General features: G+C 69.5%; 32 protein-coding genes and 1 tRNA gene. 14 read left to right on the forward strand and 19 right to left on the reverse strand.

What is annotated here, in order from left to right:
• Positions 1-91: 91 nt before the first annotated feature.
• The 7 genes from ACZ7M7_RS28585 to ACZ7M7_RS28615 all read right to left on the reverse strand — a co-directional run bounded on the left by ACZ7M7_RS28585 (position 92) and on the right by ACZ7M7_RS28615 (position 3,519).
• Positions 92-946: an RNA polymerase sigma factor SigF gene (locus tag ACZ7M7_RS28585; RefSeq protein WP_328880636.1), complete on the reverse strand. Its 855-nt coding sequence runs from the start codon at positions 944-946 to the stop codon at positions 92-94.
• Positions 947-1,111: 165 nt separating this feature from the next.
• Entirely contained in the window at positions 1,112-1,405 is a 294-nt protein-coding gene (locus tag ACZ7M7_RS28590) for a Dabb family protein (RefSeq protein WP_383608080.1), read from the reverse strand.
• A gap of 21 nt (positions 1,406-1,426) precedes the next feature.
• The gene (locus ACZ7M7_RS28595) at positions 1,427-1,606 is read right to left on the reverse strand and encodes a hypothetical protein (RefSeq protein ID WP_383608078.1); all 180 of its coding nucleotides are present in this window, start codon (positions 1,604-1,606) and stop codon (positions 1,427-1,429) included.
• A 162-nt stretch (positions 1,607-1,768) separates the two neighbouring features.
• Positions 1,769-1,853: transfer RNA gene (locus ACZ7M7_RS28600), tRNA-Ser, on the reverse strand.
• A 59-nt stretch (positions 1,854-1,912) separates the two neighbouring features.
• On the reverse strand, positions 1,913-2,395 hold the full coding sequence (locus ACZ7M7_RS28605) for a nucleoside deaminase (RefSeq protein WP_451167903.1): 483 nt from the start codon (positions 2,393-2,395) through the stop codon (positions 1,913-1,915).
• 92 nt (positions 2,396-2,487) lie between these two features.
• The gene (locus tag ACZ7M7_RS28610) at positions 2,488-3,018 is read right to left on the reverse strand and encodes a tRNA adenosine deaminase-associated protein (protein WP_472121731.1); all 531 of its coding nucleotides are present in this window, start codon (positions 3,016-3,018) and stop codon (positions 2,488-2,490) included.
• 315 nt (positions 3,019-3,333) lie between these two features.
• Positions 3,334-3,519, reverse strand: coding sequence for a hypothetical protein (locus ACZ7M7_RS28615; protein ID WP_383608076.1), 186 nt, complete (start codon positions 3,517-3,519; stop codon positions 3,334-3,336).
• 138 nt (positions 3,520-3,657) lie between these two features.
• Here ACZ7M7_RS28615 and upp point away from each other — a divergent pair, with 138 nt between their 5' ends.
• Entirely contained in the window at positions 3,658-4,293 is a 636-nt protein-coding gene (gene upp / locus ACZ7M7_RS28620) for a uracil phosphoribosyltransferase (RefSeq protein ID WP_328880640.1), read from the forward strand.
• Between the two features lie 125 nt (positions 4,294-4,418).
• On the opposite strand, the gene ACZ7M7_RS28625 is transcribed toward upp, so the two are convergent.
• Positions 4,419-5,033: a LytR C-terminal domain-containing protein gene (locus ACZ7M7_RS28625; RefSeq protein WP_383608556.1), complete on the reverse strand. Its 615-nt coding sequence runs from the start codon at positions 5,031-5,033 to the stop codon at positions 4,419-4,421.
• 121 nt (positions 5,034-5,154) lie between these two features.
• On the reverse strand, positions 5,155-5,451 hold the full coding sequence (locus ACZ7M7_RS28630) for a type II toxin-antitoxin system VapB family antitoxin (RefSeq protein ID WP_003999914.1): 297 nt from the start codon (positions 5,449-5,451) through the stop codon (positions 5,155-5,157).
• Positions 5,452-5,643: 192 nt separating this feature from the next.
• On the opposite strand from ACZ7M7_RS28630, the gene ACZ7M7_RS28635 reads away from it, so the two are divergent.
• Entirely contained in the window at positions 5,644-7,296 is a 1,653-nt protein-coding gene (locus ACZ7M7_RS28635; RefSeq protein WP_472121538.1) for a helicase HerA-like domain-containing protein, read from the forward strand.
• 30 nt (positions 7,297-7,326) lie between these two features.
• Here ACZ7M7_RS28635 and ACZ7M7_RS28640 read toward each other — a convergent pair whose 3' ends face one another.
• From ACZ7M7_RS28640 to ACZ7M7_RS28660, 5 genes are all read right to left on the reverse strand, one after another.
• Positions 7,327-7,452, reverse strand: coding sequence for a hypothetical protein (locus ACZ7M7_RS28640; protein WP_383608071.1), 126 nt, complete (start codon positions 7,450-7,452; stop codon positions 7,327-7,329).
• Positions 7,453-7,499: 47 nt separating this feature from the next.
• Positions 7,500-7,832, reverse strand: a complete 333-nt coding sequence (locus ACZ7M7_RS28645; protein WP_472121541.1) for a hypothetical protein — start codon at positions 7,830-7,832, stop codon at positions 7,500-7,502.
• An 86-nt stretch (positions 7,833-7,918) separates the two neighbouring features.
• Complete coding sequence (locus ACZ7M7_RS28650) at positions 7,919-8,590, reverse strand: HdeD family acid-resistance protein (RefSeq protein WP_472121544.1); 672 nt, start codon at positions 8,588-8,590, stop codon at positions 7,919-7,921.
• A gap of 111 nt (positions 8,591-8,701) precedes the next feature.
• Entirely contained in the window at positions 8,702-9,295 is a 594-nt protein-coding gene (locus tag ACZ7M7_RS28655) for an HhH-GPD-type base excision DNA repair protein (RefSeq protein ID WP_369272054.1), read from the reverse strand.
• 77 nt (positions 9,296-9,372) lie between these two features.
• Complete coding sequence (locus tag ACZ7M7_RS28660; RefSeq protein WP_383608064.1) at positions 9,373-10,092, reverse strand: siderophore-interacting protein; 720 nt, start codon at positions 10,090-10,092, stop codon at positions 9,373-9,375.
• Positions 10,093-10,169: 77 nt separating this feature from the next.
• Here ACZ7M7_RS28660 and ACZ7M7_RS28665 point away from each other — a divergent pair, with 77 nt between their 5' ends.
• Genes ACZ7M7_RS28665 through ACZ7M7_RS28680 form a run of 4 tightly spaced genes read left to right on the forward strand, consistent with a single transcriptional unit; the run spans position 10,170 to position 14,218 of the window.
• Positions 10,170-12,362, forward strand: coding sequence for a penicillin acylase family protein (locus ACZ7M7_RS28665; RefSeq protein WP_472121547.1), 2,193 nt, complete (start codon positions 10,170-10,172; stop codon positions 12,360-12,362).
• Positions 12,355-12,978: a GNAT family N-acetyltransferase gene (locus ACZ7M7_RS28670; RefSeq protein ID WP_472121550.1), complete on the forward strand. Its 624-nt coding sequence runs from the start codon at positions 12,355-12,357 to the stop codon at positions 12,976-12,978. The genes ACZ7M7_RS28665 and ACZ7M7_RS28670 overlap by 8 nt, the downstream gene beginning before the upstream one ends.
• The gene (locus ACZ7M7_RS28675) at positions 12,975-13,448 is read left to right on the forward strand and encodes a cupin domain-containing protein (RefSeq protein WP_472121554.1); all 474 of its coding nucleotides are present in this window, start codon (positions 12,975-12,977) and stop codon (positions 13,446-13,448) included. The genes ACZ7M7_RS28670 and ACZ7M7_RS28675 overlap by 4 nt, the downstream gene beginning before the upstream one ends.
• The gene (locus ACZ7M7_RS28680) at positions 13,445-14,218 is read left to right on the forward strand and encodes an SDR family NAD(P)-dependent oxidoreductase (protein ID WP_472121558.1); all 774 of its coding nucleotides are present in this window, start codon (positions 13,445-13,447) and stop codon (positions 14,216-14,218) included. Before ACZ7M7_RS28675 ends, ACZ7M7_RS28680 begins: the two co-directional genes overlap by 4 nt.
• A 3-nt stretch (positions 14,219-14,221) precedes the next feature.
• On the opposite strand, the gene ACZ7M7_RS28685 is transcribed toward ACZ7M7_RS28680, so the two are convergent.
• Together ACZ7M7_RS28685 and ACZ7M7_RS28690 are read right to left on the reverse strand one after the other, a co-directional pair.
• On the reverse strand, positions 14,222-14,704 hold the full coding sequence (locus ACZ7M7_RS28685) for a hypothetical protein (RefSeq protein WP_472121560.1): 483 nt from the start codon (positions 14,702-14,704) through the stop codon (positions 14,222-14,224).
• Between the two features lie 82 nt (positions 14,705-14,786).
• A complete protein-coding gene (locus ACZ7M7_RS28690; protein ID WP_472121563.1) occupies positions 14,787-15,011 on the reverse strand; it encodes a DUF397 domain-containing protein in 225 nt (74 codons plus the stop codon).
• Between the two features lie 654 nt (positions 15,012-15,665).
• Here ACZ7M7_RS28690 and ACZ7M7_RS28695 point away from each other — a divergent pair.
• The 3 genes from ACZ7M7_RS28695 to ACZ7M7_RS28705 are packed head-to-tail and all read left to right on the forward strand — an operon-like array spanning position 15,666 to position 17,270.
• Positions 15,666-15,920 (forward strand): hypothetical protein, encoded by a 255-nt coding sequence (locus tag ACZ7M7_RS28695; protein WP_472121566.1) that lies wholly within the window; start codon positions 15,666-15,668, stop codon positions 15,918-15,920.
• On the forward strand, positions 15,892-16,407 hold the full coding sequence (locus ACZ7M7_RS28700) for a DUF6879 family protein (protein ID WP_472121569.1): 516 nt from the start codon (positions 15,892-15,894) through the stop codon (positions 16,405-16,407). Before ACZ7M7_RS28695 ends, ACZ7M7_RS28700 begins: the two co-directional genes overlap by 29 nt.
• Positions 16,408-16,421: 14 nt before the next feature.
• Positions 16,422-17,270: a helix-turn-helix domain-containing protein gene (locus tag ACZ7M7_RS28705; protein WP_472121572.1), complete on the forward strand. Its 849-nt coding sequence runs from the start codon at positions 16,422-16,424 to the stop codon at positions 17,268-17,270.
• Positions 17,271-17,306: 36 nt separating this feature from the next.
• Here the strand turns inward: ACZ7M7_RS28705 and ACZ7M7_RS28710 are convergent, their stop codons facing one another.
• From ACZ7M7_RS28710 to ACZ7M7_RS28720, 3 genes are read right to left on the reverse strand one after another with little or no spacing between them, the layout of a single operon-like run.
• A complete protein-coding gene (locus tag ACZ7M7_RS28710; RefSeq protein WP_472121574.1) occupies positions 17,307-17,822 on the reverse strand; it encodes a DUF6879 family protein in 516 nt (171 codons plus the stop codon).
• A 6-nt stretch (positions 17,823-17,828) separates the two neighbouring features.
• Complete coding sequence (locus tag ACZ7M7_RS28715) at positions 17,829-18,011, reverse strand: DUF397 domain-containing protein (RefSeq protein WP_472121577.1); 183 nt, start codon at positions 18,009-18,011, stop codon at positions 17,829-17,831.
• A gap of 10 nt (positions 18,012-18,021) precedes the next feature.
• Positions 18,022-18,876 (reverse strand): helix-turn-helix domain-containing protein, encoded by an 855-nt coding sequence (locus ACZ7M7_RS28720; protein WP_472121580.1) that lies wholly within the window; start codon positions 18,874-18,876, stop codon positions 18,022-18,024.
• Between the two features lie 233 nt (positions 18,877-19,109).
• Here ACZ7M7_RS28720 and ACZ7M7_RS28725 point away from each other — a divergent pair, with 233 nt between their 5' ends.
• The 5 genes from ACZ7M7_RS28725 to ACZ7M7_RS28745 all read left to right on the forward strand — a co-directional run bounded on the left by ACZ7M7_RS28725 (position 19,110) and on the right by ACZ7M7_RS28745 (position 24,894).
• The gene (locus tag ACZ7M7_RS28725) at positions 19,110-19,553 is read left to right on the forward strand and encodes an ATP-binding protein (protein WP_472121583.1); all 444 of its coding nucleotides are present in this window, start codon (positions 19,110-19,112) and stop codon (positions 19,551-19,553) included.
• A gap of 129 nt (positions 19,554-19,682) precedes the next feature.
• Complete coding sequence (locus tag ACZ7M7_RS28730) at positions 19,683-21,452, forward strand: copper resistance CopC/CopD family protein (protein ID WP_472121586.1); 1,770 nt, start codon at positions 19,683-19,685, stop codon at positions 21,450-21,452.
• Positions 21,453-21,710: 258 nt separating this feature from the next.
• Positions 21,711-23,024 (forward strand): ABC transporter substrate-binding protein, encoded by a 1,314-nt coding sequence (locus ACZ7M7_RS28735; protein ID WP_383608050.1) that lies wholly within the window; start codon positions 21,711-21,713, stop codon positions 23,022-23,024.
• Positions 23,025-23,029: 5 nt separating this feature from the next.
• Positions 23,030-24,007 carry a carbohydrate ABC transporter permease gene (locus ACZ7M7_RS28740; protein ID WP_383608048.1) on the forward strand — a complete coding sequence of 326 codons (978 nt, stop codon included), beginning with the start codon at positions 23,030-23,032 and terminating at the stop codon, positions 24,005-24,007.
• Entirely contained in the window at positions 24,004-24,894 is an 891-nt protein-coding gene (locus ACZ7M7_RS28745) for a carbohydrate ABC transporter permease (RefSeq protein WP_383608046.1), read from the forward strand. The genes ACZ7M7_RS28740 and ACZ7M7_RS28745 overlap by 4 nt, the downstream gene beginning before the upstream one ends.

The raw sequence follows: 24,894 nt of genomic DNA on the forward strand, positions 1-24,894 counted from the left end.
GGGGGTCTGACGGTTTTTCAACAGAGAACTGTCGGGATCCGCCCTGGTGAGCGATTCGCTCGCGACGGTGACGACTCGATCCTGCTTGCGGTTACGCGTCGATCCGGTTCGCCGAACGCAGTCGCTGGAAGCTACGCGCGAGTAGCCTCGAAACGTGCATCTGGGAGACCCCGAGTTCCGCACTGATTTGCGATTGGGTGAGGTTGCTGTAGTACCGCAGAAGAAGGATTCTCTGCTCGCGTTCGGGGAGTTGGACCAGCAGGTGCCGGACGAGATCCCGGTGCTCCACGCCGTCCAGGGCCGGGTCCTCGTAGCCGAGCCGGTCCAGCAGTCCGGGCAGCCCGTCGCCCTCCTGCGCGGCCTCCAGCGAGGTGGCGTGGTACGAGCGTCCGGCCTCGATGCAGGACAGCACCTCGTCCTCGGTGATGCGCAGCCGCTCGGCGATCTCGGAGGTGGTGGGGGTGCGCCCGAAGGAGGTGGTGAGGTCCTCGGTCGCGCTGTTGACCTGGACCCACAGCTCGTGCAGCCGGCGCGGTACGTGGACCGTGCGGACGTTGTCCCGGAAGTAACGCTTGATCTCGCCGACGACGGTCGGCATGGCGAACGTCGGGAACTGCACGCCCCGCTCCGGGTCGAAGCGGTCGATGGCGTTGATGAGCCCGATCGTGCCGACCTGGATCACGTCCTCCATCGGCTCGTTGCGGGAGCGAAAGCGGGCGGCCGCGTAGCGCACGAGCGGGAGGTTCGCCTCGATGAGCGCCCCGCGCACGCGGTTGTGCTCCGGCGTGCCCGGCTTCAGGTCCTTGAGCTCCCCGAAGAGCACCTGGGTCAGCGCCCGGGTGTCGGCACCGCGGCTGCGGGGCGGCGGGGACGCGGGGGTGTCCTCCTGGGTCGGGGCTTGAGGCGCAGTACTGGCCGGCACGGTCAACTCCACCTCGTGATCCATCAACTCATCCGTCAAAAGCGGTCATAGCATCACAAGACAGTTCATTGTGTTCAAGTACCGCATAATCCCGTGTTGGGGATGCGACGCTGCGCAAGACACGCGAAAGCCCCCCGCCGTTCCGGCGGAGGGCTGCTGACGTTCCGGGGGGAGCCGGGGGACCGTGGCTCAGAATTCGTAGTCGGCGATCACCCAGGTGGCGAACTCCCGCCACAGGGCGACGCCCGCCTGGTGCTCGGGGTGCTCCGCGTAGATGCGGAGGGCGGCGGTGTCCTCGAAGGCGGAGTTGATGGCGAAGTCGTAGGCGATGGGGCGGTCGCTGAAGTTCCAGCCCAGCTCCCAGTGCCGCAGCTCGGGGATCTTGCCCTCCAGTGAGCGGAAGGCCTCGACGCCCTCCACGACCCGTGGGTCGTCGCGCTCGACGCCCTCGTTGAGCTTGAAGAGGACCAGGTGGCGGATCATGAGTTCTCCCTGCGGCAGGACCTAGCTGTCGCCACCGTTGGCGATCCACGTCATGAAGTCGCCGATGGCCTGGGCGGCGTCCGATATGCCCTCGAACCCTATCTGCACGTAGTCGGCGGCCTTGGACGGGTCCGTGATGATCACGTAGAGCGCGAAGACCACGACCACATAGACGGCGACCTTCTTCGAATTCACCGCCATCGCGGCCTCCCCTGTGGCTGCTGTTTCTGGGTTTGTCTGCTGCGCCGAACGAGTCGAAAGAGCCGAAAGGGCCCCGTGTTACCGGCGGTGAGTGTAACCTTCGCGCCTCACGGGAGATCAACAGCACGAAGGGCCCCGTCTGACGACGAGGCCCTCCTTCAGCGGTAGCGGAGGGATTTGAACCCTCGGTGACTTGCGCCACACTCGCTTTCGAGGCGAGCTCCTTCGGCCGCTCGGACACGCTACCGAGGGAGACCTTACAGCACCCCCCGCCCTGCTCTGAAATCGGTATTCGCCGAGCTCGGATCACCGATCCCGGAAGAAGTCCGTGAGCAGCCGGGCGCACTCCTCGGCGAGCACGCCTTCGATCACCTCGGGCCGGTGATTGAGCCGCCGGTCGCGCACGACGTCCCACAGGGAGCCCGCCGCGCCGGCCTTCTCGTCCCGGGCGCCGTAGACGACCCGGTCCACCCGGGACTGCACGATCGCGCCCGCGCACATCGTGCAGGGCTCCAGCGTGACGACGAGCGTGCAGCCCGACAGCCGCCACTCGCCCGCCCGTCGCCCACCACCACCCTCGCCGGAGGCGCTTCGCGCCGCCCCTGCCAATTGCGCGGCGGCCCTGCGGATCGCCAGGACCTCGGCGTGCGCGGTCGGATCGCCGGTCGCCTCGCGCTCGTTGTGGCCGGTGCCGAGCACGGTCGTGCCGTCGGCGGACAGCACGACGGCGCCGACGGGGACGTCCCCGCCCCGGACGGCCAGTTCGGCCTCGTCCAGGGCGAGCCGCATCGCGGCCCGCCAGCGGTCGCGTACGGGGTCGGGCACTTCGGATTCCTCAGGCACCTCGGGCCCCTCGGGTACCGACCCCGGGTCGAACGAGGTCAGCGGACGGTCTCCAGCACCTCCGAGGCACCCAGCGCCTCGGCGATGGCGCCCAGCGCGTCCTCGGCGTCCAGGGCCTTCAGTTCCTTCTCGCCGACGCCGAGGTCGTCGAGGATCTCGGCGTCGCCGACGGGGCTGTGCGGGACGGCGTCCGCGCCGCCGCCCTCCTCGTCGTCATCGGAGTCGCTGTCGGGCTCCTCCGTGCCGTCGAGGTCCAGGGAGTCCAGGTCGGCGCTGTCGTCGCCGGGCTCCCTGCCGAGCAGTTCGTCGGTGAGCAGGATCTCGCCGTAGCTGCTGCGGGCAGCGGCGGCGGCGTCCGAGACGTAGATACGAGGGTCGTCCTCGCCGTCGATCCGGACGACGCCGAACCAGGCGTCCTCCTGCTCGATGAGCACCAGCACCGTGTCGTCCTCGGGCGAGGCTTCACGGGCCAGTTCGGCCAGATCAGACAGGGTTTCCACATCGTCGAGCTCTCTGTCGCTCGCTTCCCACCCGTCTTCGGTGCGCGCGAGCAGTGCGGCGAAGTACACCGTGACTCTCCCACTGGTCATAGGCGTGCCGGTTGGGGGTCCCCCCGGCGGAGGTTGGGGGCGGGGAGAGCTGTGCTCCGAGCCCACCCACTCGGAATCGTGGCAGAAACAAGGCGTTCAGGGGACGTCTTCGGCTCCCTGTGTCCGGCAGTTTTGATCGCGTCGTCCCGAGGGGCTCCGCGAGCACGTCCGTGAAGGACTCACCAGCACACTCGTTGCCGCCACGTCCGGATCGTACGCGGCTTTTCCAGGTGTCCACGCACGCCCACCGCCTCAACGCCCCCGAAGGGCGCGGATCTTCCCCGGTGCCTAGCCCTACCAGCGGAACGTCCGCATGCGCAGGGCGTGGCGCAGCCGGGCCGCCTTGGCGCGGCGTGGCTGGACGCGGTCCCGCAGCGCGCGGGCCTCGGCGAGTTCCCGCAGGAACTGTGCCCGGCGGCGACGGCGCGCGGAGTCGGCTTCCTGCTGCGCGGTGTCCGCCGGGGACTCACGGTCAGGCATAGGCACACCACCCCCGGTACGTCCCTCTCACTTTCCCTCCGATGGGCGGTTTGATGCCAGCACATGGGTTAAGTGATGGCCCTGGGGTTGCTGCGCGTGAGGACGCTGGGCGCACCGGCCCCGGTTATTGTTGTGGACATGCGTCTCCACGTCGTCGACCACCCCCTGGTCGCCCACAAGCTCACCGCGCTGCGCGACCAGCGCACCGACTCCGCGACCTTCCGCCGGCTCGCCGACGAACTGGTCACCCTGCTGGCCTACGAGGCCACGCGGGACGTGCGCACCGAAGCGGTCGACATCACGACCCCGGTCACCGACACCACCGGCGTCAAGCTCTCCTACCCGCGCCCCCTCGTGGTGCCGATCCTGCGCGCCGGCCTCGGCATGCTGGACGGCATGGTCCGGCTGCTGCCGACCGCCGAGGTGGGCTTCCTGGGCATGATCCGCAACGAGGAGACGCTTCAGGCCTCCACGTACGCCACGCGCATGCCCGAGGACCTCTCGGGCCGTCAGGTCTATGTCCTGGACCCGATGCTCGCCACCGGCGGCACGCTGGTCGCGGCGATCCAGGAGCTCATCAAGCGGGGCGCCGACGACGTCACGGCCGTGGTCCTGCTGGCCGCCCCCGAGGGCGTCGAGCTCATGGAACGCGAGCTGGCGGGCACGCCGGTGACAGTCGTGACGGCCGCCGTCGACGACCACCTCAACGAGCACGGGTACATCGTGCCGGGGCTGGGAGACGCGGGGGACCGCCTGTACGGCGCCGCCGAGTAGGACGGGCGGAACGCCTTTTCGCCGTAGGGGTGCGGATCTACGGCGGCTGCGGGCCGGTCATGGCTGGTCGCGCCCGCGCGGCGGAGCCGCACAGAAGCACAGCCCCCGCCCCTCGGAGGCGTTGCTCAGCAGCCTTGCTTTGAAGCGTCGGGCGTCGGCTCGGGGTTGGCCAGTGCGGTCAGCGCCTTGTCGGCGTCCGCCTTCTTCGTGAGCTCCTTGAAGCCGTTGCCGATGATCAGGTCGACGGCCGGGCCCTTGCGCGCGGGGTCGGTGCGGCGCTCGGCGGTGCCGAGCTGGGTACCGAGGACGGGCAGCGCGGTGTCCAGGGCCGAGGACGGGCCGAGCAGCAGCCCGGTGCCCTTGACCTTCTTGTCGTACTCCTTGGCCGCGTTGCCCACGTCGCCGATCTTGAAGCCGCGCTTCTTCAGCTCGTCCGCGGTCTGCTTGGCGAGGCCGCTGCGTGTCGTGGCGTTGAAGACGTTGACGGTGATCTTGCCCGGCTTGGGCAGTGGCGCCGCCGCACTGGCCGAGGGCGTCACGCGGGACCCGCAGTCGGCCTTCGGACCGGCCGCCGAGGCCTTTCCGCCGTCCGTGAAGACATCGATGAGCTGCAGCGTGCCCCAGCCGATCATGCCTAGTACGGCGGCCGAGGCGACGGTGAGGACGACGAGCCTGCCGCGCCGCCGCGGACGGCGCATTCGCGGGTACTTGTCCCCCTTGATCCGGTACTGGCCGCCCATGCCCGGGGGAGTCAGCATGCTCATGGGCGCAGCGTAGTGCGCCCGAGCGGCAATGCCTACTAGATGATCATTCGATGCCGCCCGGTCCTACCCGAAAGGGCCAACCAGTGACGCCCTGGGTTCAGTCCAGTTCGAGGACGCGCGCGTGCAGCACCTGGCGCTGCTGCAGCGCCGCGCGCACCGCGCGGTGGAGACCGTCCTCCAGATACAGGTCGCCCTGCCACTTCACGACGTGCGCGAAGAGGTCGCCGTAGAACGTGGAGTCCTCGGCGAGCAGGGTTTCCAGATCGAGCTGGCCCTTGGTCGTCACGAGCTGATCGAGGCGGACCGGGCGCGGCGCGACGTCCGCCCACTGCCGGGTGCTTTCCCGGCCGTGGTCGGGGTACGGCCGGCCGTTTCCGATGCGCTTGAAGATCACACGGAAAGCCTACCGGTCAAGACCTTCCGGGCGCAGCCATGGCGACGCAGTGCGACGCTGGAAAAGCTGGGGCAAACGGAATGAAACGGCAAAGATCGAGACGGCGACGGCCAGATGGACGGGGAGACGGGTGGTGGGAGGAGTTGCTCCGAACGGGGGGTACGTCGGAATTTCAGTGGGCGGAGGGCCGGCATGAGTGAGCGGGAGAGCAGGGCCAAGGGCGGTTCGGGCACCGTGTCGTCGACCGGGGCTCCCGAGGTGCGGGGCAGTGCCGCCGCGCTGCCGCAGGAGGCACTGGAGATCGCCGCCGGGTATGCCTTCGGCGGCCCTGCCCTCGATCTGGGCGCCCTGCTCTGGGACGGCCGGTGCCTGCCCGACGCGCAGGTCCGGGTGCCGTTGCCCATGCTGAACCGGCACGGCCTGGTCGCGGGCGCCACCGGCACCGGCAAGACCAAGACGCTCCAGCTGATCGCCGAGCAGCTGTCGGCGCAGGGTGTGCCGGTGTTCCTGGCGGACATCAAGGGCGACCTGTCCGGGGTCGCGGCGCCGGGGCAGCCGAACGACAAGGTGCGCTCGCGTGCCGCCGAGGTCCACCAGGAGTGGACGGCGACCGGCTTCCCCGCCGAGTTCTACGCCCTCGGTGGCATCGGCCACGGCATCCCCGTACGGGCCACGGTGACCAGCTTCGGCCCGGTCCTGCTGTCCAAGGTGCTCCGGCTCAACCAGACCCAGGAGCAGTCTCTCGGCCTGATCTTCCACTACGCCGACACCAAGGGCCTGGAGCTGGTCGACCTCAAGGACCTCAGGGCGGTCGTCGCCTTCCTCACCTCCGACGAGGGCAAGGGAGAGCTCAGGAACATCGGCGGGCTCTCGACCGCCACCGCCGGGGTGATCCTGCGGTCCCTGACCGCCTTCGAGGCGCAGGGCATGGCGGACTTCTTCGGGGAGCCGGAGTTCGACACGAGCGAGTTCCTGCGGACGGCACCGGAGGGGCGGGGCGTCGTGTCGGTCCTCGAGCTGGCCGCCGTACAGGACAGACCGCAGCTGTTCTCGACCTTCCTGATGTGGCTGCTCGCGGACCTCTTCCATGACCTGCCCGAGGTCGGGGACGCCGACAGGCCGAAGCTCGTGTTCTTCTTCGACGAGGCGCATCTGCTGTTCGACGACGCGTCCAAGGCATTCCTGGACTCGATCACGCAGACCGTGCGTCTGATTCGCTCGAAAGGGGTCGGCGTCTTCTTCGTGACGCAGACACCGAAGGATGTCCCCGCCGATGTGCTCGGCCAGCTCGGCAACCGCATCCAGCACGCACTGCGCGCCTTCACGCCCGACGATCAGAAGGCGCTCAAGGCCACGGTGAAGACCTTCCCCAACTCGGCGTACGACCTGGAGGAGCTCCTCACCGGCCTCGGCACCGGCGAGGCCGTGGTGACGGTGCTCAGCGAGAAGGGTGCCCCGACACCGGTCGCCGCGACCCGGCTGCGGGCCCCTGAGTCGCTGATGGGGCCGGTCGAGGCCGGCGCGCTGGAGCAGGCGGTGATGGCGTCCGCGCTGTACGGGCAATATGCACAGGCTGTGGACAGGGAGTCGGCGTACGAGCGGCTCCAGTCGCGTGGCGGCAAGGGCCCGGACGAGATGCGCGAGCCGCGCGGCGGGAAGGGGCCCGACGAGATCCGCGAGGCGACGGGGGCGGCGGACCGGCGGGCCCGGCAGAAGGAGCAGACTTCCGTCGTCGAGCAGGTCGTGGGCAGCGGCATGTTCAAGTCCCTGGCTCGGTCGGTCGGTACGCAGATCGGGCGGGAGATCACCCGGTCGCTGTTCGGCACGGCGCGGCGGAGGCGGTGACCTGGAGGAAGCCCGCCTCCGCCGCCCGCGTCAGCCGCGCTCCCGGACCTTCGGGGGAAGCTGCGGCTTGGCCTTCTTCACCTGCGGCGTCGGCGTGTTGCGTGCGGCCTCGGCGCGCAGCAGGGCGCGCAGGACCGCGTAGTGGTCGGTGGGCATGACTGTGCTCCTTGCGTCGTACTGACGGACCTCGTGGCTGGGGTCTGTCAGCAGCGCAGGACCACGGTGCGCAGGATGTGCGGGACGTACGGCTGCCCGGGCGGCGGGCAGGACCGAGGGGTCGGTGCGGCGCCGGGCGCCGGCCTCGGGGGCGGGGCCGGACGCGCCCGTACGGCGTTGCGCCGGTCGGCACGGGCCGCCGGCCGCAGAGCCGTGTCGAGGACGTCGTGCTCGGCGACCTCGCCGGAGATGCCGGCCGTGACGGGCAGGGCGTGGGCCTGGGCGTGCGCGCCCGGCACCAGCAACGCGAGCAGCAGCACGAGGACCCGCAGCCAGGCCCGGCTGCGCGAGTGGTGTCGTGCGGTACTCGCGGTACTCACGGAAGGTCATCTCCCCGGGAGCCGTACGGCGTTCATCCGGTTCGGGGTGAGATACGCCCGCACGGCGTACTGGTCCGCGGCGCGTATCACAGCTCGTGCGGGACCTGGCGCGCCCGCTTGCGCATCCGGATTCCGATGACGATCTCGACGACGCCGACCGCCACCAGCCAGCACCCGCCGAGCAGCATCAATACGGTGACCGACTCGATCGGGGAGTCGATCAGCACGATTCCGCCGACGATGGTGACGATGCCGAGGAAGATCTGCCAGCCGCGGGCCGGCATGGACTTGTCGGAGGCGGCGGCCAGGGTCTGGGTGACGCCGCGGAAGAGCCAGCCGATGCCGATCCACAGGGCGAGCAGCAGGACCGACTGCATCGGACGGCGGAAGCAGAACAGACCGAGGAGGACCGACACGGTGCCGCTGACGAAGGCCAGCACCCGCAGCGAGGTCGTCCGGTGCGTGCCGAACGCGGAGACCAGCTGGAAGATGCCGCTGATCAGGAGATAGAGCCCGAAGAGGACCCCGGAGACGAAGAGCGGGGCATCCGGCCACACCAGGACCAGGATGCCCAGCACCAGGGAACAGACCCCGGTGCCCAGCACGACCTGCCAGGCGGCCCGGGAGAGGACGTGCAGGGGCCCCTCGAAGGGCGGCTCGGCCTCGCGAGGCGCTCCGGCCCCGGGCGGATGTCCCGCATGAACCCGCCGGTCGTCATAGTCCCGGCCCCCGAGGGGGCCGCCCGGTGACTCGGTCATGCTCCATGCTGGGAACGTCCCCGTGCCGCCCGCCATTCGGGGCGGTCCACTCGACTGACGGCCTGCCACGGGCCGCGGCCGGCGGCCGTCACGGGGTCATTGCCGCGCTGCCTACTTCCGCGCCGCCTTCGCCGCCTTGGCCGCCGCCTTCATCTCCTGTTTGTGTGCGCGCACCTTGGTCAGGGACTCGGGCCCCGTGATGTCGGCGACGGAGCGGAAGGACTGCGGTTCGCCGTATGCGCCCGCGGCCTCCTGCCAGCCGGTGGGGCGTACGCCCAGTTGCTTGCCGAGGAGGGCGAGGAAGATCTGGGCCTTCTGCTTGCCGAAGCCGGGCAGGTCCTCCAGCCGGCGCAGCAGTTCGCGTCCGTCGGCGACACCCTTCCAGACGAGCTCGGCCTCGCCGTCGTAGTGCTCGACGAGGTACTGGCACAGCTGCTGGATCCGCTTGGCCATGGACCCCGGGTAGCGGTGCACGGCCGGCTTCTCGGACAGCAGGGCCACGAAGGCGTCGGGGTCCTGGGCCGCGATGTCGTGCGCGTCGAGGTCGTCCGCGCCGAGCCGGTCCGCGATCGTACGGGGGCCCTTGAACGCCCACTCCATCGGGACCTGCTGGTCCAGCAGCATGCCGACCAGCGCGGCGAGCGGGCTGCGGCCGAGGAGTGCGTCGGCCTCGGGGTCCTGGGCGAGATGCAGGGTGACGTCCATGACCCCGATCATCCCGCGCGCGCCGTCCGCACGCGCGCGGGGGCAGGGACGCGCAAGGGGTACGCGTCCCTGCCCGGTCAGGGGCGCCAGTACCCCAGCGCGTTCACCCGCTGCTTCGGCAGGCCCAGTTCCTTGCGGACGTAGGAGGTCAGGGCGCGGGTCGTCGCCGTGTCGCAGGCGATCCAGACGTACGGCTCCGCGGTGTCCTCGAGGAGGCCGGGCAGGGCCTCCTTCACCTGGGTGACCAGGTGGGCCCCGGCGTCGCGCCTGGGCAGTGTCCGTACGTCGTGGCGGGACTCGGCCGTCCGGAAGGGCAGGCCGTCCCGCTCGCCCTCGAACCACACCGTCGCGGGTGCCGGGTCCAGGGTGGTGAGGAGGGAGTTGAGGGCGGGGAGGGAGGCCGTGTCCGCGATGGCGAAGACGTGGGAGGGTGCCGGGTCGGGGTGGGCGAAGTCCGTGCCGTGGACGGTCGCCTCGATCGTGTCCCCGGGCTTCGCCGCCCGCGCCCAGTCGCTCGCGCACCCCTCGTGCAGGGCGAACTCCAGGCTGAAGGTGCCGGCCGCCGGATCCGCGTCGACCAGGGTGTACGCCCGCTGGTGGGGCTTGCCCGCGTTGTCGAACCACAGGCGGACCCACATCGTGGGATGGACGCCGGTCACCGCGAGCATGCCGCCGTCGGTGAGGTGGACGCGGCGATACTGCGGCGTGACGTCCTCGGCGCCGGTCACCGTGAAGACGAAGTCCTTGGCGCGCAGCAGCTTCAGGACCGCGCCCTCCCAGCCGTGCCCCTGGCCCATGGTGTCTTCACCTTTCGCGTACGATTCCCGCACCAATAACTTAGGGAAGCCTAACCTAAAGCAAGGGAGGGGCACAGGTGACCGGCGAGATCTTCCGTGATGCCTGGGGCATACCGCATCTCCGCGCCGACGGAGCGAGAGAACTCGCCCGGGTACAGGGCCGCGTCACCGCCCTCGACCGGGCCTGGCAGTTGGAGGTGGAGCGGCACCGCTCCCAGGGCACGTCCGCGTCCTTCCTGGGCGCCGAGGCCCTGCCCTGGGACCGGTTCGTCAGACGGGCCCGACTCGACGACACGGCGAGACGTTGTTTCGACGCGTTGGAGAGACAGGATCCGGAGACGTCGGGGTGGGTGCGGGCGTACGTCGACGGGGTCAACGAGAGTCTGGCCGAAGGTGCCCGCCGCAGCCCGGAGTTCGCGCAGGCCGGGCTCACCCCCGGCCGCTGGGAACCCTGGACCCCGCTCGGCATCTGGCTCGGTATCCACATCCTCTTCGCGGGCTTCCCGGCCAAGCTCTGGCGTGAGCAGGTCGTACGGCATCTCGGCGCCGACGCGGTCGGGCTGTTCGCCGCCGACGGGCCCGCCACCTCCGGCAGCAACGGCTGGCTGGTGAGCGGCGAACGGACCGTCACCGGGCACGCGATCATCGCCGGTGACCCGCACCGCTTCATCGAGGAGCCCGGGGTCTACCAGCAGATCCACCTCTCCTGCCCCGAGTTCGACGTCATCGGCCTCGCCGTCCCCGGCGTCCCCGGCATCGCCCACTTCGGCCACACCGGCGCGGTCGCCTGGGCCATCACCAACGCCATGGCCGACTACCAGGACCTGTACCGGGAGCGGCTGCGGCGCACCGGGGCGGGCGTGGAGGCCCTGGACCCGGACGGGGTCTGGCGGCGGGCCGTCCGGCACACCGAGGTGGTGGAGGTCGCGGGGGAGGAGCCGGTCGAGATCGAGGTGATCGAGACGGAGCGGGGGCCGGTGATCATCGGGGGGCCGGAAGGGCTGCCCGAGGGGCTGCAGGAGGGGCTGTCCGAGGGGCTGCAGGAGGGGCTGTCCGAGGGGCTGCAGGAAGGGTTGCCCGAGGAGGTGCAGGAAGGTTTCTCCATGGGGCATGCCCCGGCCGACGGCCCCCTCGCCGTCACCCTCCGCTACCCGCCCCGCGTCACCGCCGACCTCGGCTTCAGCGCCCTCCTCCCGCTCCTCCGGGCCCGCAGCGTCGCCGACGTCGACCGGGCCGTCGACCTGTGGGCCGAGCCCGTCAATGTCGTCCAGGCCGCCGACACCGAGGGCGGTCTGCTGCACCGCGTCGCCGGGAAGGTGCCGGTGCGCTCCGAGGCCAACCGCACCCGGCTCGTGCCCGCCTGGCAGCCCGGCCACGACTGGCTCGGCTGGCACGAGACGCCCCGCGGCGGCCTCACCGACGGCGTCGCCGCCATGGCCAACCAGCGGGGCATCGCCGCACCCCTGGGCGTCGAGTTCGCCCCGCCCCATCGCGCCGACCGCATCAGGGCCCTGCTGGGCGAGAAGGACCACTGGTCGGCGGCGGACATGCCGGCGATCCACATGGACACCCAACTCGCCTCCGCGGAACCTTTGCTGGAGATGCTGCGGGTCGTCGACACCCTCACCCCCGAGGCCGCCGGCATCCGCCGGACCCTGCTGACCTGGGACCGCCGCATGGACGCGGACAGCGCGGCCGCGGCCGGGTACGCCGCGGTGCGCAGTGCGGTCGTACGGCGGCTCGCCGCGCACCCGGCCTTCGCCGCGCTGTCCGCCCCGCCCGCGTATCCGCAGGTCCTGCTCCCCTGGCTGGCCCTGCTCCCGCGCGTCGGCTTCGCCCTGGAACACCTGCTGCGCGCCGAGGAGTTGTACGGCATCGACCGCGCCGAGATCGTCCGCGAGGCGGTCGAGGAGGTGGCCGCCGCGCAGGCCGGGCAGCCCACCGGCACCTGGGGCGACACCCACCGCCTCGCCCCCTGGCGGGCGCTCGCCACCGCCCCGTACGACGGACCCGGCCTGTCCGGCGACCACGACTGTGTGCTGTGCACGTCCGCCGTACCCGGCCTCACCGACCTGAGCGTCCGCGGCCCCGCCGCCCGCTACGTCTGGGACCTGGCCGACCGCGAGGCCGGCCTCTGGGTGGTCCCGCTCGGCGCGTCCGGCATCCCGGCCTCACCCCACCACCGCGACCAGCTCCCCCTGTGGGTCGGGGGAGATCTGGTCCCGGTCGTCACCGATTTCACCGAGCTGGAGAAGGAGTCCGATGTCTGACCTGCCCGCCGCCGTGACGGAACCCGTCCGAGAAGCCGTTCACGAACAGGCCGTCGAAGGCTTCGGCACCGTGCGGGTGCTGCGCCTCGACCCGGAGGCCGACGCCGAGGTCGTCCACGGCTGGGTCAGCCAGGAACGCGCCGCCTTCTGGGGCATGAACGGCCTGACCCGGGACCAGGTGGCCGGGATCTACGCCCACATGGACACCCTCGACACCCACCACGCCTTCCTCGTGGCGGTGGACGGGGACCCGGTGGCGGTGCTCCAGACATACGAGCCGGAGGCGGACCGGGTCAGCGAGTGCTACGAGGTGCTTCCGGGCGACATCGGCATCCACCTGTTGCTGGCGCCCGCCGGTCCCGAGGGCGCGCGGCCCGGCTGGACCTCGGTGCTGCTGGCCGTCATCGCGTCGTACGTCTTCGGCACCCTGGACCGCCGACGGGTGGTCGTCGACCCGGATGTGCGCAATGAAAGGGCCATCGCCCGCTTCCTCAGGCAGGGCTTCGCGGCCGGCCCGGTGGTCGTGCTGCCGGAGGTCGACCTCCCGGACGTGTACATCCCTGAGAAGAAGGCCCAACTCGCCTTCCTGACCCGGGAGGTAGCCTTCCCGGCGTGACTCCTGAAGACCTCGTCGCGCACTACTCACTGGAGCCGATCCCTCGTGAGGGCGGGCTGTTCCGGCGGACCTGGGCGGGGCCGGAGCTGCCCGACGGTCGGCCGCAGGGGACCGCGATAGTCGTCCTGCTCACCGCGGGCGACTTCTCGGCCCTGCACCGCCTGCCGTCCGACGAGGTCTGGCACTTCTACCTGGGCGACCCGCTCGAGATGCTGCTCCTCGCCCCGGACGGCACGTCACGCACCGTCGTGCTCGGCCCCGACGTCCTGAGGGGTCAGCACATCCAGTTCACCGTTCCCGCCGGAACCTGGATGGGCGCGCGGGTGGTGGAGGGCGGGTCCTGGGCCTTCTTCGGCTGCACGATGACGCCGGGCTTCACCTACGAGGGCTACGAGCACGGCGACCTGGCGGAGCTGACGGCGCGGTATCCCGCCGAGGCCGACCGTATCCAGGCACTGTGCCGCCCATGAGCGGACGCGGACTCCTCGAAGGACAGGTCGCCCTGGTCACGGGTGCGGGCGGTGGCATCGGGCGCGGGATCGCGACGCGGTTCGCGCAGGAGGGGGCGGCGGTCGTGCTGCACTGCCGGACGGCGGTGGAGGCGGCGGGGGACGTGGCGTCCCGGATCCGGGAGTCGGGTGGCCGGGCGCTCGTGCTGCGGGCCGACCTGGCGCACGAGGAGGAGTGCCGGCGGGTGGTGGCCGAGGCTGCCGAGTGGGGTGACGGGCGACTGAACGCGCTGGTCAACAACGCGGGCGTACAACCGACGCGGGAGCTGCCCGGCATGACGGTGGCTCAGTGGCGGGCGGTCGTGGACACCAATCTGTCGAGCGTGTTCGCGTGTACGCAGGCCGCGGCCGAGGTGATGCGGGAGCAGGAGGGCGGCGGCTCGGTGACCCACATCGCGTCCATCGAGGCGACCCGTCCGGCCCCCCTGCACGCCCACTACGCCTCGTCCAAGGCGGCCGTGGTGATGCATGCCCGTTCGGCCGCCCTGGAGTACGGCCCCTTCGGCATTCGCGTCAACACGGTCTCGCCCGGGCTGATCCACCGGGAAGGGCTGGAGGAGGCGTGGCCGGAGGGGGTGCGGCGGTGGGAGCGGGCGGCGCCGACCGGGCGACTGGGGCGTCCGGAGGACGTGGGGGACGCCTGTGTGTTCCTGGCGTCGGGGATGGCGTCCTGGGTCACGGGGCATGACCTGGTGGTGGACGGTGGGGTGTCGGCTCGGCCGACGTGGTGACGGTCATCCGAGGGGACACGACACGGTGGACCTTGATCGGTTCGGGGAGCAGGTCACCATGGCCAGCGACAGGTACGCGGGGCGTTCCAGGTAGAAGCCGTACGACACGTCGGCTCCCGTAGCGAGTCGTTCGGCGGCGGAGTCGACCAGATGGGCCAGCCGGGCGGTGTCACGGTCGCGCTCGCAGGCGAACCGATGCGCGTACTCGGCCAGCCGTTCTCCGAGCCAGATCGCCGCATCCCTCGCCTCATCCCAGGTGCCACGCACGAGCGAACGCGGCTTGACGAGCCAGTACGCCGTTTCCAGCGGTGGCAGGTCGGAGGTCGGGAACGCCGTCGCCACTTCCCGGTAGCGCTGGAGCAGGCGTTCGGCTGCGGGGTCGTTCGGGGCCGGTGGGGGTGGGGTCTGAGGGTGCGGAGGTCGCCGTAGGGCCTCGTTGTCGAAGCGCGCTTTGGGGCCGGTCCATAGGTAGGCGTGGTGGTGCACCTGTCGTTCCCGTTCGAGAGGTACCAGCCGGGCCGGGCGAGGGGACGGCGGAGGGGGCCGGCCCGGCTGGTTGGGGGGAGGGTCAGACGTTGAGTCCGAAGCGCGCCGGGTCGATGCCGGCCGCGTCCAGTTCCTCCGTGGTGAAGCGGAGGGGCGGTGCGTCGGGCCGCTTGCTGTCGCCGAGGGCCCAGGCGCCGTCGCCGATTCGGGCGAGGGTCACGCATCCTTCGGTGCAGGGGCCGCCGCAGGCCTTCACGAACGAGGCCGCGTTGATGTCGAGGGAATACAGGTTGGTTCCGTTCAGCATTCGCTGTGCCTTCCTGCTCAAGTGATCTGATCGCGGTCATGGCTGACCGCCGCCGCCCTTGTGGGCGGGAGTCCATGGGAATGAGGCCTCAGCGGTCGCAGCGCTTGCCGGACGCGGCGCAACGCCGGCACTGACAGGGCGGCCACTGGTGGTTCATCAGGGGCGGGAGGTCGGCCGTGGCGAATACGGCCTGCTCAGAACCCCACGTTCGCCCGGAGTCACGCGACACCCGGAGCGTCATCAAGGGCCGGTCGGCGAAGAGAGACGCGGGGGTTTCGCTTCTCATGATGGGTGCGCCTCTACTTGGTGCTGGCGCAGTTCTGCGTTCGCGTCGGAAACGGCGCTGTAGTCACCTCTGGCTCGTGCGTTCTCCCTGCTGACGGAAAGGGACAGGCAGTTCGGGCAGCCAGACATGGTGGAGGGCTCGGCAGTCGGTAACTCGGTCAGGTGGTAGCCCTGTGGGTTCTGTGACACTGCCGCCTCCCCGGATCGTCTGCGTGATGCAGCGACGCTAGGAGTCGGTGCCCCCAGGGCTCTACGAACTTGCATGAGCTTGCATGTCGATTCGCTTGTCGGGGGTGATTCTGATGCCGTCCAGGCATTTCAATGAAGCTGATGCAAGCCCGAGCAAGCACCCGAAAAGGGGAGCCAGCCATGGCCGTAGAGTTTGTGGGAATTGACCCCGACACCGACCGGGACCACTGCCCCACCGTCTGGGCGGACGCGGGAGCTCAGGAGATCTTGTTGCAAGGCTGGAAGCCGAGCCCCGAGACTCAGGCGGAGTGCGAGGCGAGTAGCCCCGCGAACGGCAGGGTGCCCGATAGCGAAGCCATCGTCCGGATTCCGGCCCGGATGATCCCGATGATCAGGGAGGCCTGTGATGCCGTCGAGCGTGCCCAGCTTCGCTGAGCTGCTTGGGCAGTGCGAGCGGTCTGCGATCCACCTGGAGCTGCGCGACTCCTACGCTTCAACCGACCGTTTCGAGGCGTGGAAGCGGGGCGAGCGGATCAACTGGAAGGACCGCGAATCCTGGTGGCATCCGTACGATCAATTGATCACGGACACGGTGGCCCGGGGCGTAGTGATCCGACGGGCCAGGGTGGTCTCCGAGCCCGTATCCCAGTACATCCGCTGGGAGCACTACGTGACGCACGCCAACGTCACGGCGGGCGAGGAGGTTCGATGGTTGCCACGGCGGCGAGCCACGAGCATCCCGTTGCCGGGAAACGACTTCTGGCTGTTCGACGGCGTGCTGCTCCGGGTGCACCACTTCTCCGGTGACGGAGCGGTGGTCGAGGACGAGATCACGGCAGATCCGGAGGCCGTGAAGCTGTGTTCTGCGGCCTTCGAGGCAGTCTGGGAACGAGCGGTCCCGCACCACCTGTACGAGATCTGACGAAGGCCGGCTTCATGCCCCCGCACCCCTCTTCACGCGTTCAGAAGGCACGCGAAGATCTCGCCGGGCGTCTGCGTGAGATCCGGAAGGAAGCCGGGATCACGGGGCGGGAGCTGGCTGTCAGGTGTGGCTGGTCGGAGTCGAAGTCTTCCCGGATCGAGAACGCCAAGACCCCACCCTCCGACGCGGACATCAAAGCGTGGTGCCGGGTCTGCGCCGCTGAGGGCCAGGCCGCCGACTTGATCGCGGCAAACAGACAGTCGGCTGATGCACATGTGCAGTGGCGGCGACTCCAGCGGAGTGGTCTGCGTCGCCTGCAGGAGTCCGTGGCCGATCTGTACCAACAAACCAAGGTCTTCCGCGTCTACGTGTCTGACGTGATCCCTGGGTTCCTCCAGACCCCCGGATACGCCACCGGTCTTCTGTCGTCCATCGCGGAATTTCGGGGAGCCCCGGACGACGTAAGCGACGCGGTGGCGGCCCGTATGAGGCGTAGCGCCGTACTGAGCGATGGCTCCCGCCGGTTCTCGTTCGTGCTGGAGGAGCCGGTGTTGCGGTACCGGCTGTGCAGTGCCGAGACCATGGGGGCACAACTTGGTCACCTGCTAGGGGTGATGGATCTCCAGAACGTTGCCGTGGGTATCGTCCCGCTTTCCCATCGACGGACTGTGTGGCCCATGCCGACCTTCACGATCTTCGATAACACCAGGGTGCATGCGGACTCGTTGGATGCTGCTTCCACCCTGACAGAGCCCGGCCAGATCGAGCTCTACGCCAGAGCCTTTGAACGCCTCTCGCAGGGAGCCGCGCGGGGAGCCGAGGCGCGTGCCCTGATAGCGGGTGCGTTGGCATCCCTGCACTGAGAGCCGTAGTCGTCCACGCAGCCGGTGAAGTGTGGATCAGGCAAACCTGTAGTCCCCGTGTGGCAGTGCCAGAGCCCAGACGGCCTCGAACGCATCCGAGCACAGCTTCACGACGGCTGGATCGCCCGTGAACTCCTCGTCGTCCGGAGCGAGTTCTCCATCACAGGCGAAGTGATTGAAGACGACCGAGTCGTTGTCGAAGAGCCAGAAGTCGTTGCCGGGCAGGGCCAGCCCGGATGCGTGACGGCGAGACAGCCAGCGCACTTGCTCGCCTGCCTGCACGGTTGGGTCGGTCAAGTGGTGCTCGAAGCGGATGTAGTCCGACACCGGCTCCGACACGATCCTGGCCCTGCGTACGTCGACCCCCTGGGCTACGAGGTCGGTGATGAGCCGCAGCCATGGCCGGCGCTTCGGGTCGCTCTCCGCAGGATCGTTGCGGACGCCGTTCTGCCAGGCCGCGAACCTGGGGTCCGAGCGCATGTACTCGTCGCGCATCTCCAGATGGACGGCAGAACGGGTGCAGCGTCGCAGTCGGTCCTCAAGTGTCAGCACAGCCAATCACCGCCTCGGGGACGCCGCGTGCGAGAGGAAGCCCGTCCACGCGGTGGGCCGGAGGGTGAGGTGCGGGCCGGTCGGGTTCTTGGAGTCGCGGATGTGGATGGCGGTGGGGGTGGAGGCTATCTCGACGCAGTTCGAGCCGTCACCGCTGTAGGTCGACCTCTGCCAGTGGAGCGTCTGCATGTTGGTTCCTTCACAGGTCCTGGATGCGATGGTGGATGAAGTCGCGCGTCTTGGCGGGGTCGAGCGCGCAGGACTCCACCCGGTCCAGTACGGCCCGGTACTTGCTCAGCTGTGCCTCAGCGTCGAGGAACTCGCAGGCGCCGTGGTGCGAGTCCAACTGGACCGTGTCGAGCTGAGGGGCAGAACCCTCGACGTAGTCGAAGGACTGGCCGGTGGTGGGGAAACGGTCCGTGCCGAAAGGGATCACCCGGAGCGTGACGTGGGGCAGTTCGCTCATGTCGATCAAATGCTTGAGCTGACCACGGGTGACGACAGGGCCGCCGAAGCCCATGCGGAGTGCCGTCTCGTGGATGGTCGCTGTGTACGGGGGCGGGTCGGCACGATGGAGAAGTCCTTGCCGCTTGATGCGGTGCGTGAGGCGGTGCTCGACCTCGTACTGGCGCATCGGTGGCACCACTGACCGGAAGAGGGCTCGTGCATGGTCGGTGGTTTGCAGGAGCGCCGGGATGTGGATGACGAGTGCCACACGCAGCGCGCTGGCGTGATGCTCCAGTTCGGCCAGGTCGACCAGTGCGGCGGGTACATGCTCGCGGTACTCCTCCCACCAGCCGCGCGCCCTGCGTCCGGTCATCGCCGCCAAGGCGTCGATGAGTGCCTCGTCCGGGCAGCCGTAGGCGGACGCCACGGTTCGGACACGGTCGGCGCTGAGGGAGCTTCGCCCAGTTTCGATCATGCTGACGCGTCCCTGGTTGACCCCGAGGTGCGCGGCAGCCTCGGTCACCGTGAACCCGGCACGCTCACGGAGTTTGCGCAGTTCGACGCCGAGACGCCGTTGGCGCAGGGTGGGGTTGCTGGTGGGCGGCACGGCACCTCCTTCCAGGCCGCGAACGCGGCGTTCTTGTAACCCACATGAGGTAATCGCAGGCTCATCTTCCATGTCTGGAAGATCTATCTTCCCTTTGCTTTTACCTTAGTGCCCAGGTCGCCCAACTCCCCGCGCCCATAAGCCGGAAGCGCACCAACCCAGGCAATGCCACCGCCCGGCACGGCAGTTGAGCGAGCTCAAGTCCCCTTTCTTGCGAGACTCCCGGAGGATCCATGCGCACCGTATCCCCGCCCGACACCTGGACGTACGCCCTCCGCCTCCCCCACGACCCCCGCGCGGCACGGGTCGCACGCATGACCGTGCGGTCGGTGCTTGTCAGTCACGGCAGAGCCGAGATCCTCGATGCCGTCGAGCTGATGACCTCGGAGATGGTGACGAACACCTACCGGCACACCAACGGCCCCGCGTCGCTCCGCCTCACCGCGCTCGCCGACGGACGTCTGCGCGTCGGTGTCTGGGACAGCCACCCCCGCGTCCCCGCACCCTTCGTCCGACCGCCCCACGATCACGTCCCGCTCGCCCCGCCGGACGCCGACGGTGGCCGTGGCCTGCGCCTCGTACAGGAATACGCCGACCACTGGGGCGGCGTGTCCCTCGGTGACGGCAGCCTCGACCGTCGCGCCGGGAAGCTGCTCTGGTTCGAGATGAGCGGGTGAGCCGGTGAGTGTGGAACCCTTCGCGTCCGTATGTGACGCCGAGGTGGCACCGATCGATGACGGAGAAGTGGCGTGAGGTGTGATGGCGGACGGCCAGGACGTCGAGGGCGACGACACTTTCAAAGGCTGGTGCTGCTCGGCACCCTGCTGGTCCTGTTCCTCCTCGCCGGTACAGGACCCGCGTCGGCCCACGCGGCCCTCCGCGCCACCGACCCCGAGGACGGATCCGTCCTCAAGTCGGCCCCCCGTGACCTCACCCTGACCTTCACGGAGTCCGTCGGCCTGCTCGACGACTCCTTCCGCGTGCTGGACCCCGAGGGCCGCCGGCTGCGCACGGGTGAGCCGGAGCACGGCTCGGACGGTGGTGACAGCGCCCGGGTGACGCTGCCCGCGAAGCTCGCCGAGGGCACCTACACGGTGGCGTGGCGGGTGGTGTCGGCCGACAGCCACCCGGTGTCGGGGGCGTTCACCTTCTCCGTCGGGAAGCCGTCCCTGACGACGGCAACCGTGGACACCGGGCCCGCCGAGGACCCGGCGACCAAGACCCTCTACAACATCGCCCGCTATCTGGCCTACCTCGCCGCGGCCCTGCTCATCGGCGCCGCGACCTTCATGGCGGTGTGCCGCCCACCGGACGCCCCGGTGCTCCGCAGGCTGCTGAGGGCCGCCTGGTGGACGCTCCTCGCCGCCACCTTCGCCCTGCTGGTGCTGCGTGCCCCGTACGAGACGGGCCAGGGCCCGATGGGCGCCCTGAGCGCCGACGCCCTGGCCCGGACCGTGAGCAGCAGGCCGGGCGCGGTCCTGCTGGCCCGGCTGGGCCTCCTGGCGGTCGCCGCCGTCTATCTCGTACGGCTCACCGGGCGCCGTAAGCCCTACGGCTGGGCAGGCGCCGCCCTCGCCGTCGGTCTCGCCGTGACCTGGGCCGCCGGCGAGCACGCCTCCGCTGGCATCCAGGTGCCGGTGGCGATGACGTCCTCGGCGCTGCACCTGCTGGCCACGGCGGTGTGGATGGGCGGTCTCGCGGCGCTGCTCGCGACGCTGTACCGCGCGCACCTGACCCCGGCCACGGTCACCCGCTTCTCCCGCCTCGCGTTCGCCTCGGTGACCGTCCTGGTCGTCACCGGCGTCTACCAGTCCTGGCGCGGCCTCGGCTCCTGGGACGCGCTCACCGGCACGACGTACGGCAGGCTCCTGGTCCTCAAGCTCGTCGCGGTGGCGTTGTTGCTCGCGGCGGCGGCCGTGTCCCGGCGCTGGACCGCGCGGCTGGCCACGGCCGACGCGGCGGCGGTCGTGGATGCCGTCGTGGATGCCGTCGTGCAGGAGAAGGAGCGCGACCGGGTTCCGGAGCCCGTCGGCGGGCCGCCGTCGCTGCCCGAGGCCCCGCGCGCGGCCGAGGCCGACGTACCGCCGACGACCGACCCGCAGCGCCGCGCGCTGCGCCGTTCCGTTCTCGCGGAGGTCGCCGTGGGTGCCGCGGTGTTGGCGGTCACCACGGTGCTCACCAGCACCCTGCCCGGCCGGGCGCAGGCCGAGGCGGCGGCGCAGGCGCCCGCGGTGATCGGCGCCTCCGTGACCGTGGTCCCCTTCGACGTCGGCACCCCCGGCGGCCGCGGCAAGGTGCAGATCACCCTCGACCCGGGCCGGGTCGGCGACAACTCCCTCGAGGCGATCGTCTTCGGCCCCGACGCCGGCGTCGCCACCGTCCCCGAACTGCGCGTCTCCTTCACCCTCCCGGCCAAGGACGTCGGCCCCATCGACGCCGGACTCGCCGACAAGGGCGGCTACTGGGGCAACAGCTTCCTCAGCCTGCCTCTCGCCGGGAAGTGGGAGATGAAGGTGACCGTGCGGACGTCGGAGGTCGACCAGGTGAGCGAGACCAAGACCGTGGTCGTCCGCTAGAACCTGTGCCGTACACGCGCCTCGATGGCGGGACTTGCAGGCGCCGTGAACGTTCCCGGATTCGATCATCCCGACGATGACCTTGAGGTCCGAGATATCGGTCACGTTTCCGAAACGTCGATCGACATCCCTTGACGCATGACCGGACATACGGCTGTTATTGCGCCATCGTGTTCGGTCAAGTTGATTTCTGATCGGTTACGACGGACTTCGACGCGTCCAACCCTCATGATCGAACCCTGCCCTCAGGAGCCGTAGATGCAGCACCTCTCCCCCTCCGGTCTCTCACTGCCCTCGACAAGTCGTCGCACCCTGCTGCGCGGCATAGGTGGCGCCGCCGTACTCGGCGCGGGCATTCCGCTGCTCAGCGCCTGCGGCGGCAGTGGCACGGCGAGCGACCCGAAGACCGTCACCCTCGGCTCCAAGGCGTCCGACGCCGTGCCGAAGAAGGCGTTCGCGGACATCTACGCGGCCTACAAGAAGAAGTCCGGCATCACGGTCGACGTGAACACCAAGGACTCCAACACCTTCCAGGAGCAGATCAACTCCTACCTGCAGGGCACGCCGGACGACGTGTTCACCTGGTTCGCCGGCTACCGGATGCAGTTCTTCGCGGCCAAGGGCCTCGCCACCCCGATCGACGACGTGTGGCAGACCATCGGGGGCAACTTCCCCGACGCGATGAAGAAGCTCAGCAAGGGCGAGGACGGCAAGTACTACTTCGTGCCGCTGTACACGTACCCGTGGGCGATCTTCTACCGGAAGAGCGTCTTCCAGGAGAACGGCTACGAAGTCCCCACCACCTGGGACGACTTCGTGGCGCTGTGCAAGCAGATGCAGAAGGACAAGCTCGTCCCGATCGCCTTCGGCGACAAGGACGCCTGGCCCGCGCTCGGCACCTTCGACCAGATCAACTTCCGCCAGAACGGCTACGACTTCCACGTCGACCTGATGGGCGGCAAGGCCTCCTGGACCGACGCCAAGGTGCGCAAGGTCTTCGACCTGTGGACCGAGATCCTCCCCTACCACCAGGAGGGCGCCGTCGGCCGTACCTGGCAGGACGCGGCCCAGACGCTCGCCTCGAAGAAGGCCGGCATGTATCTGCTCGGCACCTTCGTGGCCCAGCAGTTCACCGACAAGGCCGCCCTGGACGACCTGGACTTCTTCGCCTTCCCGGAGATCGACCCGCAGTTCGGGCAGGACACCGTCGAGGCGCCGACCGACGGCTTCATGATGAGCAAGAGCCCGAAGAACAAGGCCGAGGCCGTCAAGCTTCTGGAGTACCTGGGCACTCCGGACGCCGAGGACATCTATCTCAAGTCCGACCCGAGCGTGGTCCACGCCTCCACCAAGGCCGACACGTCGTCGTACACCGCGCTGCAGAAGAAGGCGTACGACATGATCTCCGGCGCCAAGTCCCTGACGCAGTTCATGGACCGTGACAGCCGCCCCGACTTCACGTCGACCGTGATGCAGCCCGCGCTGCAGAAGTTCATCCGCGACCCCAAGGGCGTGGACAGCCTGCTGTCCTCGATCGAGCGCCAGAAGAAGACGATCTTCGCGTCCGGCTGATCGACATGACCACAGAAACCACCAAGGAGATCCCGGAGGCGGCCGCCGTGCCGCCTCCGGGCGCTGCCCCCGCCAAGAAGGTGCCCCACGGGCACCGCCGTCTGCTGACCCGCCGCGACCGGCTCACCCTCGGGCTGATGGCGGGCCTGCCGACCGTCCTGCACATCGCTCTCGTCTGGGTGACGGCGCTGGCCTCGATCGCGCTGGCCTTCACCACCTGGGACGGGATCGGCTTCGACTCCATCCAGTGGGTCGGGCTGCAGAACTTCAAGGAACTCTTCGAGCAGAACCCGCAGTTCTGGCCCGCCGTCCAGCACAACGTCATCTGGTTCGTCGTCCTGATCGCGATCCCGACCCCGCTCGGCCTCTTCCTGGCCGTGCAGCTGGACAAGAAGATCCGGTTCAGCAGGGTGTACCAGACCGCGTTCTTCCTGCCCGTCGTGCTGTCGATGGCCGTCATCGGCTTCGTCTGGCAGCTCGTCTACAACCCCGACACCGGCCTGATCAACAGCCTCATCGGGGCCAACGAGCCCGGCAAGTACATCGACTGGATCGGCGACCCGGACCTCAACCTCTGGGCGATCCTCGTCGCCGCGTCCTGGCGTCACACCGGCTACATGATGATCCTGTACCTGGCCGGCCTCAAGGGCGTCGACCCCTCGCTGCGGGAGGCCTCCGCGCTCGACGGCGCGAACGAGTGGCAGACGTTCAAGAACGTCATCTTCCCGACGTTGCGCCCGACCAACACCGTCGTCCTGGTCGTCACCATCATCGAGGCCCTGCGCGCCTTCGACCTGGTCTTCGTCTTCAACAAGGGCGCCGAGGGCACCGAGCTGCTCTCGATCCTGGTCACCAACAACATCATCGGCGAGTCCAGCCGCATCGGATACGGCTCCGCGATCGCGGTCGTCCTGCTGCTGATCTCGCTCGTCGTGATCATCCCCTACCTGGTGGCCACCTTCCGGAAGGAGCGGCGCGCATGAGCACCGGCACCCTCGCGCTCGGCAAGAAGCGCGCCCCCGTCCGCCCCGCCCGGATCCTGCTGCACGTCTTCCTCGCCGGCGCCGCGCTGGCCTGGCTCGCGCCGCTGCTCTGGGCGATCTACGCGGCGCTGCGGCCGTACTCGGAGACGAGTGAGAAGGGATACGTGTCCTGGCCGGACACGCTGAGCTTCGACAACTTCACGAACGCTTTCACGCAGTCGGACATGAGCCACTACTTCGTCAACACCATGATCATCGCCGTGCCGGCGGTGCTGGTGACGTTGTTCCTGTCCTCGATGGTCGCCTTCTACGTGAGCCGCTTCGACTTCCGCATCAACCTGGCGCTGCTGCTGGTCTTCACGGCGGGCAACCTGCTGCCGCAGCAGGTCATCATCACCCCGCTGTACCGGCTGTACCTGCTGGTCGACCTGCCCGGCATCACGATGAGCGGCAAGCTCTACGACTCCGCGCTCGGCCTGGTGTTGATTCATGTCGCCTTCCAGTCGGGCTTCTGCGCCTTCGTGCTCAGCAACTACATGCGCTCGCTGCCGCACGAGCTGACCGAGGCCGCGCTCGTGGACGGCGCCTCGGTGTGGCGGCAGTACTGGCAGATCGTGCTGCCGCTGTGCCGCCCGGCGATGGCGGCCCTGGCGACGTTGCTGTCCATCTGGATCTACAACGACTTCTTCTGGGCCCTCGTCCTGATCTCGACCGGCGAGAACATGCCGATCACCTCGGCGCTGAACAACCTCACCGGCGCGTACTTCACGGATCCGAACCTGGTCGCCGCCGGCGCCCTGCTCACCGCGATCCCCACGCTGATCGTGTACTTCGTGCTCCAGCGGCAGTTCGTCAGCGGTCTGACGCTGGGCGCCAACAAGGGCTGA

The organism is Streptomyces sp. NPDC111606 (assembly GCF_055656945.1).

Coding starts and splice junctions, on each gene's coding strand:
- ACZ7M7_RS28725 (WP_472121583.1), top strand. CDS start 19,110: ATGCGCACCGTATCCCCGCCCGACACCTGGACGTACGCCCTCCGCCTC.
- ACZ7M7_RS28640 (WP_383608071.1), bottom strand. CDS start 7,452: ATGCCCACCGACCACTACGCGGTCCTGCGCGCCCTGCTGCGCGCCGAG.
- ACZ7M7_RS28695 (WP_472121566.1), top strand. CDS start 15,666: ATGGCCGTAGAGTTTGTGGGAATTGACCCCGACACCGACCGGGACCAC.
- ACZ7M7_RS28625 (WP_383608556.1), bottom strand. CDS start 5,033: ATGGGCGGCCAGTACCGGATCAAGGGGGACAAGTACCCGCGAATGCGC.
- ACZ7M7_RS28745 (WP_383608046.1), top strand. CDS start 24,004: ATGAGCACCGGCACCCTCGCGCTCGGCAAGAAGCGCGCCCCCGTCCGC.
- ACZ7M7_RS28740 (WP_383608048.1), top strand. CDS start 23,030: ATGACCACAGAAACCACCAAGGAGATCCCGGAGGCGGCCGCCGTGCCG.
- ACZ7M7_RS28595 (WP_383608078.1), bottom strand. CDS start 1,606: ATGGCGGTGAATTCGAAGAAGGTCGCCGTCTATGTGGTCGTGGTCTTC.
- ACZ7M7_RS28700 (WP_472121569.1), top strand. CDS start 15,892: ATGCCGTCGAGCGTGCCCAGCTTCGCTGAGCTGCTTGGGCAGTGCGAG.
- ACZ7M7_RS28715 (WP_472121577.1), bottom strand. CDS start 18,011: ATGCAGACGCTCCACTGGCAGAGGTCGACCTACAGCGGTGACGGCTCG.
- ACZ7M7_RS28735 (WP_383608050.1), top strand. CDS start 21,711: ATGCAGCACCTCTCCCCCTCCGGTCTCTCACTGCCCTCGACAAGTCGT.
- upp (WP_328880640.1), top strand. CDS start 3,658: ATGCGTCTCCACGTCGTCGACCACCCCCTGGTCGCCCACAAGCTCACC.
- ACZ7M7_RS28605 (WP_451167903.1), bottom strand. CDS start 2,395: ATGCGGCTCGCCCTGGACGAGGCCGAACTGGCCGTCCGGGGCGGGGAC.
- ACZ7M7_RS28680 (WP_472121558.1), top strand. CDS start 13,445: ATGAGCGGACGCGGACTCCTCGAAGGACAGGTCGCCCTGGTCACGGGT.
- ACZ7M7_RS28670 (WP_472121550.1), top strand. CDS start 12,355: ATGTCTGACCTGCCCGCCGCCGTGACGGAACCCGTCCGAGAAGCCGTT.
- ACZ7M7_RS28590 (WP_383608080.1), bottom strand. CDS start 1,405: ATGATCCGCCACCTGGTCCTCTTCAAGCTCAACGAGGGCGTCGAGCGC.
- ACZ7M7_RS28655 (WP_369272054.1), bottom strand. CDS start 9,295: ATGGACGTCACCCTGCATCTCGCCCAGGACCCCGAGGCCGACGCACTC.
- ACZ7M7_RS28635 (WP_472121538.1), top strand. CDS start 5,644: ATGAGTGAGCGGGAGAGCAGGGCCAAGGGCGGTTCGGGCACCGTGTCG.
- ACZ7M7_RS28660 (WP_383608064.1), bottom strand. CDS start 10,092: ATGGGCCAGGGGCACGGCTGGGAGGGCGCGGTCCTGAAGCTGCTGCGC.
- ACZ7M7_RS28615 (WP_383608076.1), bottom strand. CDS start 3,519: ATGCCTGACCGTGAGTCCCCGGCGGACACCGCGCAGCAGGAAGCCGAC.
- ACZ7M7_RS28705 (WP_472121572.1), top strand. CDS start 16,422: ATGCCCCCGCACCCCTCTTCACGCGTTCAGAAGGCACGCGAAGATCTC.
- ACZ7M7_RS28585 (WP_328880636.1), bottom strand. CDS start 946: ATGGATCACGAGGTGGAGTTGACCGTGCCGGCCAGTACTGCGCCTCAA.
- ACZ7M7_RS28650 (WP_472121544.1), bottom strand. CDS start 8,590: ATGACCGAGTCACCGGGCGGCCCCCTCGGGGGCCGGGACTATGACGAC.
- ACZ7M7_RS28690 (WP_472121563.1), bottom strand. CDS start 15,011: ATGCTGAACGGAACCAACCTGTATTCCCTCGACATCAACGCGGCCTCG.